The organism is Acidobacteriota bacterium (assembly GCA_030949985.1).
In the GTDB taxonomy this organism is placed as follows: Bacteria; Acidobacteriota; Polarisedimenticolia; order J045; family J045; genus JALTMS01.
The window spans coordinates 15,461-27,702 of record JAUZRX010000004.1 but is presented as its reverse complement, the minus strand read 5'-3'; the positions used below and the strand labels follow the sequence as shown (position 1 = coordinate 27,702).

Genomic DNA, 12,242 nt, shown 5'->3' with positions numbered 1-12,242 from the left:
GAACTCTGGCTCCCCGGGCGGCGTCCCGGTGTCACGCTGGATCGGCCCGGGTCGGGTCGGGGGACCCCGGTTTTTCAGAGGTGCGCCAGGGCACCGCGCCGGAGGTCTGGAAGGCCCGGGTCGTACCGTCGTAGGAGCCGGCCGCCGCACCGGTGGGGCCGCCCTTCTCTTCCTGCAGGCCGGCCTGCCGCCATCCGGCGTAGCCCCCTTCCAGGTAGCGCAGCCGCCGGAACCAGTGGTGCGCCAGCTCGTGAGCCACGTGCCGCGCCGGCCCTCCCGTGCGGCCGTCGTCGTCGACCAGCACCACCAGCTCCTGGGTCAGCGCGCGCTGGGGAATCCAGCGCAGGGCCTGGGAGTGGGGGGTGTGGCGGGCCCCGGGGACATGCCCGGCGGCGAAGGCTTCGGCTTCGCGCAGGTCGAAGACATGCACCTTGCCCGAAGGGGACTCCACCGAGTCGTCGCCTTTCTCGAGCAGGGAGGAGAGTTCCGCAGGATTCAGGGGTTGGATCATTGGGCCTTGGCCTCCTCGATGGCCGTCACCAGGGCGGGAACCACCTCGGCGACATCCCCCACGATACCGTAAGTCGCCTCGTTGAAGATCGGTGCCTCCTTGTCCCGGTTGATGGCGACGATGCACTGGGCGCCGCGGATCCCCACCACGTGCTGGATCGCTCCCGAAATGCCGAGAGCCACGTAGAGCTTGGGGGTGATCGCCTGGCCGGAGGAGCCGATCTGGTGGGCGTGGGGCAGCCATTCGCTGTCCACCACCGGTCGCGAGGCGCCGATGGCCGCTCCCAGGGCCGAGGCCAGAGAGCCCACCAGCTCTTCGAACTTCTCCTTCGAGCCCAGGCCGCGGCCACCGGCGACCACCACTTCCGAGGCGCTCAGGTCCACGGTGCGGTCGCCGACTTCGCGCACTGCGAGCACCTTCCGCCTGAGGGCGGCCTCGTCGATGGCGGCGGTGCGGGTGGTGACCGTGGTGTCCGGGCTTTCGGGCAGCTCGTCGGCGGGGAAGGCGCCGGACTGGAGGGTGGCGAAGTGGGGGGCCGGGCCGTTGTCCACGGTGCGGGCGACGAACTTCGCGTCGTAGGGCTGGCGGAGGAAGATGGCCCGCTCGCCATCGAGTTCCACGCCCACGCAATCACTGAGCACCGGCGCGCCGGTGGCCGACGAGACCAGGGGCAACATGTCCTGGGCCAGGTAGGTGTGGGCCATCAACACCCACTCCGGGCCGATCTCCGCGATCAGCCCGGCGATGGCCTGGCGGTATCCGTCGGGGGTGTACCGGGCCAGCGCAGGATGCTCGAGGGCGACCACCTCGTCGGCCCCCTTGCGGGCGAAATCCTCGGCCAGGTCGCCGGCCTGCTCGGCCAGCACGGCGCCGATGACCTGTCCGCCCCAGGCCTGGGCCAGTTTTCGTGCGGCGGCCAGGGCTTCCAGCGAGCCCCGGCGAATCCTGCCCTCTTCGTGTTCTGCGATAACCAGGATCTTCTTCGACATCGTCACGCCCCCTTCAGATGACCTTCGCTTCGCGACGCAGCTTTTCCACCAGTTCCCGGGCGGCGACGTCGGGCTTGTCGGCTTCGATGAACTCGCACTGCCCGCCGGCCTCCGGAGGCGCCATGCTCAGCACCTCGAGCCGCTGGCCGGTGCCGCCGATCTGATCGCTGGACAGGCCCAGCTCGGTGGGCGTGGGCTGGGTGACCTTTTTGCGCTTGGCGGCCATGATTCCCTTCAGCGACGTGTACCGCACCTCGTAGATGCCGCTCTGGATGGCCAGCACCGCCGGCAGGGGCACGATCGATTCTTCCTGGCGTCCGGCTTCCAGCTCGCGGACCACCTTCAGCGAGCCGTCCTGGACCTCCACGCCCATGGTCAGGAACACCGCCGGGCGGTCGAGCAGGCCGGCCAGCAGGATCGGCGTCTGGCCATAGCCCTCGTCGTCCGACCGGGTGCCGCAGAGCACCAGCTCGGCCTCTTCGTGACGGGCCACCGCGGCCAGCACCCGGGCTACGGTCATCGGATCACCGCCCCGGTAGTCCGGGTCGGAGAGGTGGATCCCCCGGTCGGCGCCCATGGCCAGGGCGGTGTTGAGGGCCTTGCGGGCACGGTCGGGCCCCAGCGTGCAGACCACCACCTCGCCCCCGCCCTGGGCTTCCCGGATGCGCAGGCCGGTTTCCACGGCGTAGCGGTCCGATTCGTTGACTTCCCAGTCGAGGTCGGCCTGCACGATGCCCCGCCCGGCATCGTCGAGCACGAGGCGGGCGTCCTTGTCAGGCACCTGCTTGATGCAAACGAGGATCTTCATGTTCGTTGTCCTTCAGGAGATGAGGGCGTTTCCGCCTCGCCGGCCAGAGAGGGCCCCCGCCCCGGAGGGCGGGCGGAGAGCACGGATGAGGCGCGAAGGATACCGTTTGGTTAGCATGTCCGGCAAGGCCGGGGGGCGATCAGCGGGAGCCTGACGCGGGGCGCAGCCGGATCGCCTTCCCATAGGGCAGGTAGAGGGAGCCTCCCAGCCGGGCCAGGGGGGCCAGGCGATCGGGGTCGATGGTGCCGCGTTCGTCGAGCAGATCTTCTCGCACGTGGGCCAGCAGGACCTCTCCGAAGACCGCCACGCAGGAGCCGATGGCCACCTCTCGGCTCAGCCGGCATTCGAGGTTCACCGGAGAATCGGCCAGGCAGGGCGCCGAGACGCGCTCGGCGGAGAAAGTGGCCAGGCCGGCGCGGTCGATCTCGCTCTCGCCGGCGGGGAGTTCGTCGGCGCTGGCTTCCATGGGCCCGGCCAGCTCTCCCGGGACCATGTTGACTACGAACTCGCCGGTCGCCTGGATGTTGGCCAGGGTGTCCTTGGTCTCGCCGCTCTTCTTGGTGCGGGCGATGGAGACCATCAGGGTCGGCGGGTCCGCCGCCACGCCCTGGAAGAAGGAGAACGGCGCCAGGTTGGTGCTGCCCTCGGGCGAGCGGGTGGAGATCCAGGCGATGGGCCGGGGAACGATGGCGGAGATCAGGAAGAAATAGTTCTGCGCCGGGGTCAGTCGGGCGGGATCGATCTTGACGCGGCTGGTGTCCGTCATCGCTGGAGCCTCCGCCGGGCGTCGAGGATCAGCTCCCGCATCCCCTCGGCCTCCTCGCCGCGGGGACAGCAGGAGAGGAAGGCCTCGAACTGGCCGATCGCCTCCTCGTAGCGGCCCAGCGCGAAGAGGATGCGTCCCCGGTCGGCGATCTCGCGGGGGTCGTCGGGACGGATCGTGAGCATCATTTCGGCGGCCTCGAGGGCCAGGTCCAGTTCCCGGTGGGTCCAGGCGTGGATCTTGATGTCCCACACCAGGCGCGCGAGGGCCTGGGTGGCGGTGATCTCCCGCAGATGGCCCTCGCGGAAGGTGTCGTGCCCCCCACTGCGGGTTTCGATCCACCGGCCGATCGCCTCCCGGCTCCACTCCTCGAGGCCGCTCTCCGGGTCGAAGAAGCGGGCCTGTTCTTCCCGTCCCAGGCGGAGAAGGAGTCGGTCCGGCAGGCCCACCGGGGCCAGGCGGACCCCTGAGCGGCGGCCCACTTCGATCAGGATCACCCCGAGCAGGGAGGGGCCCGCCTGCCTGCCGGCCAGGGCGACGTCGATCAGCCAGTGCTCCGGGGCGGGATCTTCGGGCCCTGCGAAGCCTTCCTCGGTGAAGAGCAGGCGCGCCAGGCCGCCGGCGAGAAAGCGTGGATGACGGGCCGTGCCCATCGCGCGACGCGCCCGCCTTCCCAGGCGATCCAGCTCCGCCAGGCAGGCGGCCTCGTCCACTTCGCGCCCCCCGATCCGCGCGACGGCGAGGGCCCCCTCGGCCAGGCTCCACGAGCCGTCGGGTTGGGCCAGCAGGGCCTCGAGGGCCCTGTTTGCACGGATCTTCGCCATCGCTGTGTCCTGTCCGCGCCACCCCGGCTCGGGGGTGCGGGGGTCCAAGGGTGCCACAAGAGCCTTCCCGGTACATGCTGGGATCCGGCATGGCCTCCGCGCAAGGCGCGCCGGGGGAGGGCTGCCAGGGCGCACGGCCCGTGACGCCCGCGGGAGACGACGGCAGGTGGCTTGGCGTCTGGCCTGTTTCTACTTTCTGCTCTTCGCCTACCTGGGGGTCTTTCTGCCCTGGTTGCCGCCCCTGCTGCGCTCGCGGGGGCTGGATGCCGCGGGAATCGGGCTGGCGCTGGCGACCGTGCAGGTCTCCCGCTTCCTCCTGCCGCCCCTGTGGGGGCTGGTCGCCGACCGGTTGAACCATCCCCGGCGATTGTTGGCGCTGGCCTCGCTGCTGGCGGGGAGCAGCCTGGTGGCCCTGGCCTGGGCGGTGCATCCCGCGGCGATTTTCGCCTGCCTGGCGCTCCACGGGTTCTTTCTCGTGCCCCTGTTTCCCCTCGCCGAGACTCTGACCATGGCTGCCCTCGGGGACCGCCCCCAGGGGTACGGTCGGATTCGCTTGTGGGGCTCGGTGGGCTTCATCGTCGCCAGCTTCTGCCTGGGCATGGGGGTCGACCTGGAGGGCTTGTCCGAGACCTCGATGGTGAGTCTGATGGGCCTTCCCCTGGCCCTGGGAGCGGTGGTGGCGCTGGTCCTGCCCGCGCCACGGGCGCCGGGCCGGCGATCGGCGGTGGAGAGTGCGGGTCTGCCCCGGGCGGCCCTCGCCGTGGTGATCGTGGCCGCCGGTCTCGGCCAGGGAGCCCACGGGCCCTACTACGCCTTTTTCACCCTGCAACTCCAGGAAGCCGGCGTCAGCGGCACCGTCACGGGCCTGCTCTGGGGCTGGGGAGTGGCGGCCGAGGTGGCGATGATGGCCGTCTCGGGGTTCTTGATCAGGCGGATCGGCCTGAAGGGCGCTTTCGTCCTCTCGCTGCTGGCGGGTTCCCTGCGCTGGGGCCTCTATGCGGGCGGGCCGCCGCTGGGCTGGCTGGCGGCGGGGCAGACCCTCCACGGGATTTCCTTCGGCCTGCTGCACGTCTCGACGATTCGCCTGGTGGACCGGCTCTCGCCCCCGGGGCGCAAGGCCCTCGGCCAGTCCCTGGTCTCGGCCTGCTCTTACGGGGCGGCCATCGGCCTGGGCAGCTTTCTCGCCGGTCGTGGGCAGCTCGCGCTGGGATACCGGGGGCTGTTCGCCGTCGCCGCGGCGGCCAGTCTCCTCGGAGCCCTGGTGGCGCTGGCGAGCCGGGCGCCGCGGCGGGAGCGGGACTAGAAACCGAGGGCCTTGTAGGCCTCGAGGTGTTTGAGCACGTCGGCGCGGATCTCCTCGAGTCGCGCGGGAGTCCAGGCCGCTGCGACGAGTACCGGGTCTTCCGGCGCGCAGACCGAACTGCCGTCGCCGGCGGCCAGGGAGTGGGCCAGGAGGTTGCCCAGGTAGATCGCCTGGTCCAGGCGTTGGGCCGCCGCCTGGTCCGGGTCGTGATGGTTGGCGATTCCCCGGGACAGGGCCTCGGGAAAGTTCCAGTGGGTGCACAGGCTCGAGCCGGTGAAGACGTGGTAGGCGTCGAAGGCCGATTCCACCAGCTCATGGGGCGCCGCCCAGTCGAGCTTTCGCTGGACCTGGCCCACCAGGCCCAGGATCACCAGCTTGCCCACGTCGTGGAACAGCCCGCCGAGAAACGCCTGGCTGTGGGGCTCTCCCAGGGCCTCGGCGACCACCCGGGCCGCCACCGCGGAGGCCAGCGAATGCTTGACCACCCGCTGGGTCATCTCCTCGAAACCGGCGACCCGGAAGACCTTCGAGCGCAGGGCGTGGATCATCGTGATCTGGTCCACCTGGCGCAGACCGATGCGGACGATGGCCTGTTCGAGGGTCGCCGATCCGGAGAGAGAGGCGAAGAAGGAGGAGTTGGCGGTGTCGACGATGGCTCGGACCAGGGAGTGATCCGACTCGATCACCGTGACGTAGTCGCCCACCTCCGCCCGGGGATTGGTCGAGAGTTCCATGACCTGGGCCGCCGCCTGGGGCAGGATGGGCAGGTCGTATTCACCGAGATAGATCGCCCGCGAGAGGCTGTGGCGGAAGAGCACCTCCTCCCGGTCGGCCCCGGGGACCTGGCGGGAGATGATCTGGGCCAGTTGCCGGTCGTCCTGCACGTCCTTGAGCGCCGCGATCTCGGCCTTGCTGAACCAGCCGCCGGTCGCGGCGGGCGGGTGCGGCGCGGGGTTCGGCGGCGCGGGGTTCGGTGGCGTTGCGACGGCGGTGGCGGTCCGGCTTTTTTCTCTTTCGACCGCCTTGGCCCGCCTTTTCTTCGTCCAGCGACTCCAGAACACTGTTTCCCCTCCGGGTGCGTCCCCGGAGCCTGCCCCGGGGTTCTCCGGTAATATGTCCCTTCGAGTGGGAGGAGACACCATGAGTCGTCTGAAAGGCAAGATCGCCCTGGTCACGGGCGCCAGTTCGGGCATTGGGGCGGCGTGCGCGGTCCATCTGGCCGAGGCCGGTGCGCGGGTGATCGTCGCTGCCCGCCGGGAAGAACGGTTGATCGCGCTGCGGGACCAAATCGTCCTCCGGCACGGCCCCGAAAGCTGTGGGGCGCTCCAGGTGGATGTGCGGGATCGTGAAGACGTGCGCACGTCCCTCGGCCAGATTGCCGAAGCCGGGTGGGGCGAGGTGGATATCCTGGTCAACAACGCGGGCCTGGCGTCGGGGCTCAGTGATTTCCCGGAAGGCGATTTCGACGACTGGGACCGGATGGTCGACACCAACATCAAGGGTCTGCTGAACGTCACGCGCATGCTGATCCCGGGGATGGTGGCCCGGGGCGGCGGTCACATCGTCAACATCGGGTCGATCTCGGGGCGTGAGGTCTATCCCCGGGGAGCCGTCTACTGCGGGACCAAGTCCTTCGTTCGCGCCCTGAACCGGGGCCTGCGGCTGGACACCGTGGGGAAGGGCATCCGGGTCACCTCGGTGGATCCGGGGATGGTGGACACCGAGTTCAGCCTGGTTCGCTTCCACGGAGATGCCGACAAGGCCAAGGCCGTCTACCGGGGCCTGACCCCCCTCGGCGCCGACGATGTGGCCGAGGCGGTGATCTGGGCCCTGGACCGGCCGCCCCACGTCAACATCGAGGAGATCCTCATCATGCCCAGCGACCAGGCTTCCACCGCGGTCGTCCATCGCACGCCCCAGTCGTGAGGGGGGCGTCGGACGGGGTGACCGACGGGGGCGATCGGTGAGATCCGGCTTTTGGTGGATTGGCGGGAGCGACGGGACTTGAACCCGCGACCTCAGGCTTGACAGGCCTGCGTGCTAACCAACTGCACCACGCCCCCGCTAGGGCGATTGCTTCCATCTGGTGGGCGGCACCGGGCTCGAACCAGTGACTTCCTGCGTGTAAGGCAGGCGCTCTTCCAGCTGAGCTAGCCGCCCGCGAAGGACAGAGATTACGGGCCGACTCCCCCTGCGTCAAGGCGGAGATTCGATTTCCTCGTCCGGGCCGCCGCCGCGGGGACGCCCTCCGGCCAGGTGGGCGGCGGCGTGGGCCGCGTGGCTGCCCTTCCAGAAGATCCGCCCACATCCCCGGCAGGTGGAAAAGCGTGTGTGGCGCCGCAGGACGTAGGGGGGGACGCGGCCGCGGACGGCCGCGCGCTCCAGCGGTTCGAGGCGGAGATTGCAGAAGGTGCAGCGGGTGAAGCGCGGGCCGGCGCTGAAATCGAGATCGAAGTGCTCCGCGACCTGTCGGAGCTGTTCTTCCACCCGATCCGATTCGATCAGCAGGCCCCGGCGTACGGTGCGCCGGGCCAGCAGGCCGTGGTCCCGGGTCAGGATCCAGCGACCTTCCCGGGCGGCGAGGGATGCGATGGTGAGGTCGTCCCAGCGGCTGTTCCAGCTCACGTCACAGCCCAGCATGCGCAGCCAGCGGGTCAGCCGGCCCAGCATCACGTCAGCGATGAATCGAGGCGTCTCGGACATCTGGTCCGTCCCGGCGGCCCGTCGAACAAGCCTCCCGCGTCGACTCTATCAGCGTTTCGCCCGGGGCCGCCCGGCCCTCCGGGCCGCGTTTTTCCGCGGGGAGGCGGGACGAGGTTCAGCGGGCCGGGGGGGTGACCCGCCGGCCCTGGTCGTCACCCTGCCACCGGCCGGCCAGCAGGGCCTGTTCGCCGGTGTCCAGCAGGCCGTTGGAGCCCAGGGAGTAGACGACGATTCCGCCTCCCCCGGTCGCCGACGTGGCGAACCAGGCCCGGTAGGGTCTTCCCCACGGGTCCACGAAACCTTCCCAGTGATCGCCCGCCTCGACGGCCATCACCTCCCGCTCCGGGGTGCGGCCGGCGGAGCGGGAGAGGTAGGGGCCCGCCCAGCCCTCCAGGCCGTTGTCGTCGTAGAGGCAGGTCATGGAGACCAGGTCGCTGTGGAACTCGGGGCTCGACTCCGGCTTCCACAGGCAGGGCCAGTGGCCGGTGTCGTTCCGGTAGCTCTGGAAGGCGGTGACGAGTTCGTCGAGGTCCCCGGTCGCGGTCGAGGCTCTCGATGCCTGGATGTGTCGCAGAAGCAGGGGCGAGAGGGATCCGGCGAGCAGGCCGATCACAGCGATGGACAGGATGATCTCGGTCAGCGTGTAGCCCCTGGTCCTGCGTCTCACGGCGAGTCCTCCCCGGATGCTCCCCTCATCCGGGAGCCCGTGGCCCTTTCCCTCGAGGGGAACGTCCCCCCCCACACTCTTCGGACCGATCGGCCGCTTCTTGACCCCGCGGCTGTCCGCCGCCGTGGAGCGCCGTGGAGCGAAGCCTGGGGGGTGGAGGGGGCGTCAGAGGCTGGGGGCGAGTTCGCGCCAGTCCTCCCGGGCCCTGTTGGCCAGCGAGGAAAGGCCGCCCGCGTCCAGGCCGGCGGCCACGGCCGCGGGCTGGGAGGCCAGATCCTGGGCCATGGTCGGCGAGGACCAGTTGGCGGCGGCCAGGCCCGACAGGCCGGTGATCGCGGCGAGCAGGCGATCGTCCTCGTCGGCCTGCTCGAAGTCGTTCTGCCAGGCGACGGCGTTGACGATGCCGCGGGGCAGCCCCCAGGCGCCCAGCAGGCGGGCTCCCGCCCGCGGGGCGAGGCGGGCGATGACCCGCCGGGCCGTCTCCGTGTCGGGGCGGGCCAGTTTGCCCCGCTGGATCCTGTCGGCCAGCACGCTGAAGAGGATCGGCTCTCCCGAGCGACGCATCAGGCCCGCGAGAAAGGCTTCCTCCGCGGAACGCTCGATCAGGGGAGCCGCCTGGCGGCAGAACGCGGCCGAACGCAGGGACTCCTCCCAGCCCTCCTGGAGCACCTCGGCGAACTCGGGGTCGTCCGAGTGGAAGGTCTCCTTGCCCGCCGCGCCCACCGCCAGCGCCACGACCATCGCCGCGCCCAGGCGGCCGATGGCCAGGTCCAGTTCCCGGATTTCCGACATGCCCGCGTAGATCGCCGAATTGGCCATGCGCAGCACCCGTGCGGCCAGGGCCGCGTCCGTGGTGATGATGCCGGCCAGCTTGTGGGCGCTGGAATGGGGATTGGCGGCCTCCACCTTGACCCGGGCGGCGACGTCGGGCATCAGCGGGAGGGTCAGGTGTCCGTCGTCGATGGCCTCTTCGAGGATTTCGGCGAGTGCCTGGGAGTCGGTGACGCAAGGATCGGTGGTCGTCATGGGCGTCCTCGGTCGAATCTTTCACAGTCCAAGCTAGGTGGCCGCGGCGAGGTCGTCCACTGGTCCCCGGGAAGGGATCGGACTCCCCTCCCGGGCGCGGCCGGGGCTGCCCGCCTGCTCGATCCGGGCTAAGCTGAGGCCGTCTGACGGATGCGGCATGCCGCGAGGAAAGGGCCAGCGATGAACCATGCCCCGGTTGCAGGCCGCGTGGGAACGATGGCGGTGGTGCTGCTTGCGCTGCTCGCCCCCGGGTGGTCGTCGTTGCAGGCTGCGCCGCCTTCCGCACGGCTGGATTTTGTCGAGGGCGAGGCACTCAAAGTCGGCCTGAGCGCGGGCAGTGTGCGTCTGACCGCCTTGAAGATCACGGCTGACTCCCAGCGGTTGTCCGATTCCCTGCTGCCGCCTCGGGGCGGGCAGCAGCGCTACTCCTGGAAACGCTACGAGATCCACGTCGAAAACTCCGGGGCGCGTGCCGCGCGGGTACGGGTGCACCTGCGCTTGCTCGATGCCCAGGGCGCCGTGATCGACGAGTTCACCCTCTCTTCGCGGGTCGCACGGGCCCGGGTGCGGGCCTTTTCGCTGCGGCGGCTGACGCTCAACTACGTGGTGCCGCTGATCCGGCAGGTCGAGCTGCGGCTCGAGGTGGAGTGAGCGCCTCTTCCGCCGCCGGCGAGGCTCTCGTCGCGATCGTCCGGCGACTGGCCTGGCCGCGCCGGGCCGGAAGCGACGGAGATCGCAGCGTGCGCCGCGAGTTGGCCGCCGCCCTGGCCGCCGCCGGGCTGGACGCCGAAGAAGACGGCTTCTCCTTTACCAGCGGTCCGGCGTTGATGGTATTCCGCGCAGCCTTCCTGCTCGTCGCCCTGGCCAACCTCCTGGTGGCGCTGGGCGGTCGGGTGGCGGCGCTGCTCGCCGCGGTGGGGTTGCTGGCGGTCGGTGGGGCCTTGCTGGTTCTGGTGGCCCGCTGGGACGGGCTCTTCGGCCTGGCCGCGCCGGGCCATCCCGGCCGGAAGACCACCGCGAACTCGATGGTGCGGACGGGCGACCCCCGGCCCCGCCGCCGGCTGGTGCTCGTCGCGCACCACGATTCCAAGTCGCAGAACCTGCCCTTCCTCGTTCGCGGCCTGGCGGCGGCCTTCCTGGCCCTCGGTTTCCTCGGCCAGGGGGCGGTGACGGCGCTGCTCGCCGGCGGGCTGGGGCAGAACCCGGCCTTCCTCGCGGCCAGGCTGGCCTGCGCGGTGGGGGCGGTGGGGGCGGTGTTGCTGGCGGGCCTGACTTTCGGCAACCGTTCTCCGGGGGCGCTGGACAACGGGGGCTCGGTGGCGGTGGTGCTGGAGACGGTCAAGGCACTGGCCGATTCTTTGCCGCGGGGTACGGAAGTCATCGCGGTCTTCACCGGGGCGGAGGAGGACCTGCTGGTAGGGGCACGGGTGCTGCTGCGACGTCTCGGGCCACTCCCCGCGGCGCCCTGCCGGATTCTCAACCTCGACGGGGTCGGCGCCGGGGGGCCGGTCGGACTGCTCGGGCCGCGGAGGCTCAGGCGCTGGGCGGAGGACGTCGCCCGGGCGCGGGGCATCCCCGTGCGGGCCCTGCCGGCCCTGCCGGGAGCGGCCACCGATGCGCTGGTTCTCGGCCGGGAAGGGCGCGAGGTGTTGACCCTCAGCAGCAGCCGGCCGAACCGGGCGGTGCGGGCGATCCACACGCCCCGGGATCTCCCGGAAAACCTCGATCCGGCGGCGCTGGCCCAGGCCCGAGGGTTGCTCGAGGCCCTCGCCCGGGACTTCCTGGAGGGCGGGGATGGGTCGTGAGCCGGACGACTGGAACGACCTGCTGGGGGCGGAGATCTACGCCGAGACCGCTCGCTGGGGGCATGTCTACCCGGTCCTGGCCGAACACCTGGTCGATGCCCTGGGAGCGGAACCTCCGGGCCCCGTGCTCGACCTGGCTTGCGGAACCGGGATCGTGGCCGAGGCCCTGCGGCGCCGCTGGGAGTCCGTGCCGGTGGTCGGGCTGGACCTGGCGCCGGCCATGGCCGGCCTGGCCCGGCGGGCGTTGCCCGAGCCCCTCTTCGCCGCCCTCGCCGCGGACCCCCGGGCCCTGCCTCTCCCCGGCGCCGTCTTCGCCGCCGCCACCTGTTCCGCTGCGCTGTGGCATTTCCCCCAGCTCGGCGCCGCTCTCGGAGAGTTGCGCCGCTGCCTGAAGGCGGAGGGACGCTTCGCCTTCAGCATTCCCTGCAGCCAGTTGCGGGACGAGGCGACGCCGCCTCCCGCTCCGCTCCAGTTGGCCCTGGCTCGTGTGGGTCGGCAGCTCTTCGGTCGAGATCCCTCCCCGGCGGGGCCGGTGCTCGCGCGCCGCGAGCTGATCGCCAGGGGCCGCGAGCGCGGCTTCACCCTCGGCTGCGAGCGCCACGTGGACCTGGTCGTCCCCCAGGGAGAACTGCTGGACCTGCTGGAGGTTCCCGCCCTGGGGGCCCGGCTCTACCCGGAGGCCGATCCGGAGCGGCGAGGACAGTGGCTCGAGCGGGTCCGGGCCGCGGTGGATCCCGCCGAGGCCGCCGAGATTCGCTGGTGGTGCGCAACCTTCGTGGCGGACCCTATATTCCCCCCTGCACCCCTTTGACGGGTTGCGCCTCGCTCGGCGCAACTCGGTGC

General features: G+C 71.0%; 14 protein-coding genes and 2 tRNA genes. 5 read left to right on the top strand and 11 right to left on the bottom strand.

Annotated elements, in window-relative coordinates; all coding sequences use genetic code 11:
• Nucleotides 1-31: 31 nt before the first annotated feature.
• The 5 genes from Q9Q40_00530 to Q9Q40_00510 form a co-directional block, all read right to left on the bottom strand.
• Nucleotides 32-511: a rhodanese-like domain-containing protein gene (locus Q9Q40_00530; GenBank protein ID MDQ7005695.1), complete on the bottom strand. Its 480-nt coding sequence runs from the start codon at nt 509-511 to the stop codon at nt 32-34.
• Nucleotides 508-1,500 (bottom strand): electron transfer flavoprotein subunit alpha/FixB family protein, encoded by a 993-nt coding sequence (locus Q9Q40_00525; GenBank protein MDQ7005694.1) that lies wholly within the window; start codon nt 1,498-1,500, stop codon nt 508-510. The genes Q9Q40_00530 and Q9Q40_00525 overlap by 4 nt, the downstream gene beginning before the upstream one ends.
• Nucleotides 1,501-1,513: 13 nt before the next feature.
• The gene (locus Q9Q40_00520; protein ID MDQ7005693.1) at nt 1,514-2,308 is read right to left on the bottom strand and encodes an electron transfer flavoprotein subunit beta/FixA family protein; all 795 of its coding nucleotides are present in this window, start codon (nt 2,306-2,308) and stop codon (nt 1,514-1,516) included.
• 139 nt (nt 2,309-2,447) lie between these two features.
• The gene (locus tag Q9Q40_00515; protein MDQ7005692.1) at nt 2,448-3,074 is read right to left on the bottom strand and encodes a flavin reductase family protein; all 627 of its coding nucleotides are present in this window, start codon (nt 3,072-3,074) and stop codon (nt 2,448-2,450) included.
• The gene (locus Q9Q40_00510) at nt 3,071-3,895 is read right to left on the bottom strand and encodes a tetratricopeptide repeat protein (protein MDQ7005691.1); all 825 of its coding nucleotides are present in this window, start codon (nt 3,893-3,895) and stop codon (nt 3,071-3,073) included. The genes Q9Q40_00515 and Q9Q40_00510 overlap by 4 nt, the downstream gene beginning before the upstream one ends.
• 166 nt (nt 3,896-4,061) lie before the next feature.
• Between Q9Q40_00510 and Q9Q40_00505 the strand changes: the two genes are divergently transcribed.
• Complete coding sequence (locus Q9Q40_00505) at nt 4,062-5,198, top strand: MFS transporter (GenBank protein ID MDQ7005690.1); 1,137 nt, start codon at nt 4,062-4,064, stop codon at nt 5,196-5,198.
• On the opposite strand, the gene Q9Q40_00500 is transcribed toward Q9Q40_00505, so the two are convergent.
• Nucleotides 5,195-6,259 (bottom strand): HDOD domain-containing protein, encoded by a 1,065-nt coding sequence (locus tag Q9Q40_00500; GenBank protein MDQ7005689.1) that lies wholly within the window; start codon nt 6,257-6,259, stop codon nt 5,195-5,197. The two genes, Q9Q40_00505 and Q9Q40_00500, sit on opposite strands and share 4 nt — an antisense overlap.
• Before the next feature lie 79 nt (nt 6,260-6,338).
• On the opposite strand from Q9Q40_00500, the gene Q9Q40_00495 reads away from it, so the two are divergent.
• Nucleotides 6,339-7,124, top strand: coding sequence for an SDR family NAD(P)-dependent oxidoreductase (locus Q9Q40_00495; GenBank protein ID MDQ7005688.1), 786 nt, complete (start codon nt 6,339-6,341; stop codon nt 7,122-7,124).
• A gap of 60 nt (nt 7,125-7,184) precedes the next feature.
• Here Q9Q40_00495 and Q9Q40_00490 read toward each other — a convergent pair.
• The 5 genes from Q9Q40_00490 to Q9Q40_00470 all read right to left on the bottom strand — a co-directional run bounded on the left by Q9Q40_00490 (nt 7,185) and on the right by Q9Q40_00470 (nt 9,594).
• Nucleotides 7,185-7,261 (bottom strand) — tRNA-Asp (locus Q9Q40_00490).
• Nucleotides 7,262-7,282: 21 nt separating this feature from the next.
• Nucleotides 7,283-7,358: transfer RNA gene (locus Q9Q40_00485), tRNA-Val, on the bottom strand.
• A 36-nt stretch (nt 7,359-7,394) separates the two neighbouring features.
• Nucleotides 7,395-7,901, bottom strand: a complete 507-nt coding sequence (locus Q9Q40_00480; GenBank protein MDQ7005687.1) for a Mut7-C RNAse domain-containing protein — start codon at nt 7,899-7,901, stop codon at nt 7,395-7,397.
• 115 nt (nt 7,902-8,016) lie between these two features.
• Complete coding sequence (locus Q9Q40_00475) at nt 8,017-8,568, bottom strand: prepilin-type N-terminal cleavage/methylation domain-containing protein (GenBank protein ID MDQ7005686.1); 552 nt, start codon at nt 8,566-8,568, stop codon at nt 8,017-8,019.
• 165 nt (nt 8,569-8,733) lie between these two features.
• The gene (locus tag Q9Q40_00470) at nt 8,734-9,594 is read right to left on the bottom strand and encodes an HDOD domain-containing protein (protein MDQ7005685.1); all 861 of its coding nucleotides are present in this window, start codon (nt 9,592-9,594) and stop codon (nt 8,734-8,736) included.
• A gap of 180 nt (nt 9,595-9,774) precedes the next feature.
• Between Q9Q40_00470 and Q9Q40_00465 the strand changes: the two genes are divergently transcribed.
• Genes Q9Q40_00465 through Q9Q40_00455 form a run of 3 tightly spaced genes read left to right on the top strand, consistent with a single transcriptional unit; the run spans nt 9,775 to nt 12,210 of the window.
• Nucleotides 9,775-10,245: a hypothetical protein gene (locus Q9Q40_00465; protein MDQ7005684.1), complete on the top strand. Its 471-nt coding sequence runs from the start codon at nt 9,775-9,777 to the stop codon at nt 10,243-10,245.
• Nucleotides 10,242-11,399, top strand: coding sequence for a M28 family peptidase (locus Q9Q40_00460; GenBank protein ID MDQ7005683.1), 1,158 nt, complete (start codon nt 10,242-10,244; stop codon nt 11,397-11,399). Before Q9Q40_00465 ends, Q9Q40_00460 begins: the two co-directional genes overlap by 4 nt.
• Nucleotides 11,389-12,210 carry a methyltransferase domain-containing protein gene (locus Q9Q40_00455; protein MDQ7005682.1) on the top strand — a complete coding sequence of 274 codons (822 nt, stop codon included), beginning with the start codon at nt 11,389-11,391 and terminating at the stop codon, nt 12,208-12,210. Before Q9Q40_00460 ends, Q9Q40_00455 begins: the two co-directional genes overlap by 11 nt.
• The last annotated feature ends 32 nt before the right edge of the window (nt 12,211-12,242 follow it).

Coding starts and splice junctions, on each gene's coding strand:
- Q9Q40_00530 (MDQ7005695.1), bottom strand. CDS start 511: ATGATCCAACCCCTGAATCCTGCGGAACTCTCCTCCCTGCTCGAGAAA.
- Q9Q40_00525 (MDQ7005694.1), bottom strand. CDS start 1,500: ATGTCGAAGAAGATCCTGGTTATCGCAGAACACGAAGAGGGCAGGATT.
- Q9Q40_00520 (MDQ7005693.1), bottom strand. CDS start 2,308: ATGAAGATCCTCGTTTGCATCAAGCAGGTGCCTGACAAGGACGCCCGC.
- Q9Q40_00515 (MDQ7005692.1), bottom strand. CDS start 3,074: ATGACGGACACCAGCCGCGTCAAGATCGATCCCGCCCGACTGACCCCG.
- Q9Q40_00510 (MDQ7005691.1), bottom strand. CDS start 3,895: ATGGCGAAGATCCGTGCAAACAGGGCCCTCGAGGCCCTGCTGGCCCAA.
- Q9Q40_00495 (MDQ7005688.1), top strand. CDS start 6,339: ATGAGTCGTCTGAAAGGCAAGATCGCCCTGGTCACGGGCGCCAGTTCG.
- Q9Q40_00480 (MDQ7005687.1), bottom strand. CDS start 7,901: ATGTCCGAGACGCCTCGATTCATCGCTGACGTGATGCTGGGCCGGCTG.
- Q9Q40_00470 (MDQ7005685.1), bottom strand. CDS start 9,594: ATGACGACCACCGATCCTTGCGTCACCGACTCCCAGGCACTCGCCGAA.
- Q9Q40_00465 (MDQ7005684.1), top strand. CDS start 9,775: ATGAACCATGCCCCGGTTGCAGGCCGCGTGGGAACGATGGCGGTGGTG.
- Q9Q40_00455 (MDQ7005682.1), top strand. CDS start 11,389: ATGGGTCGTGAGCCGGACGACTGGAACGACCTGCTGGGGGCGGAGATC.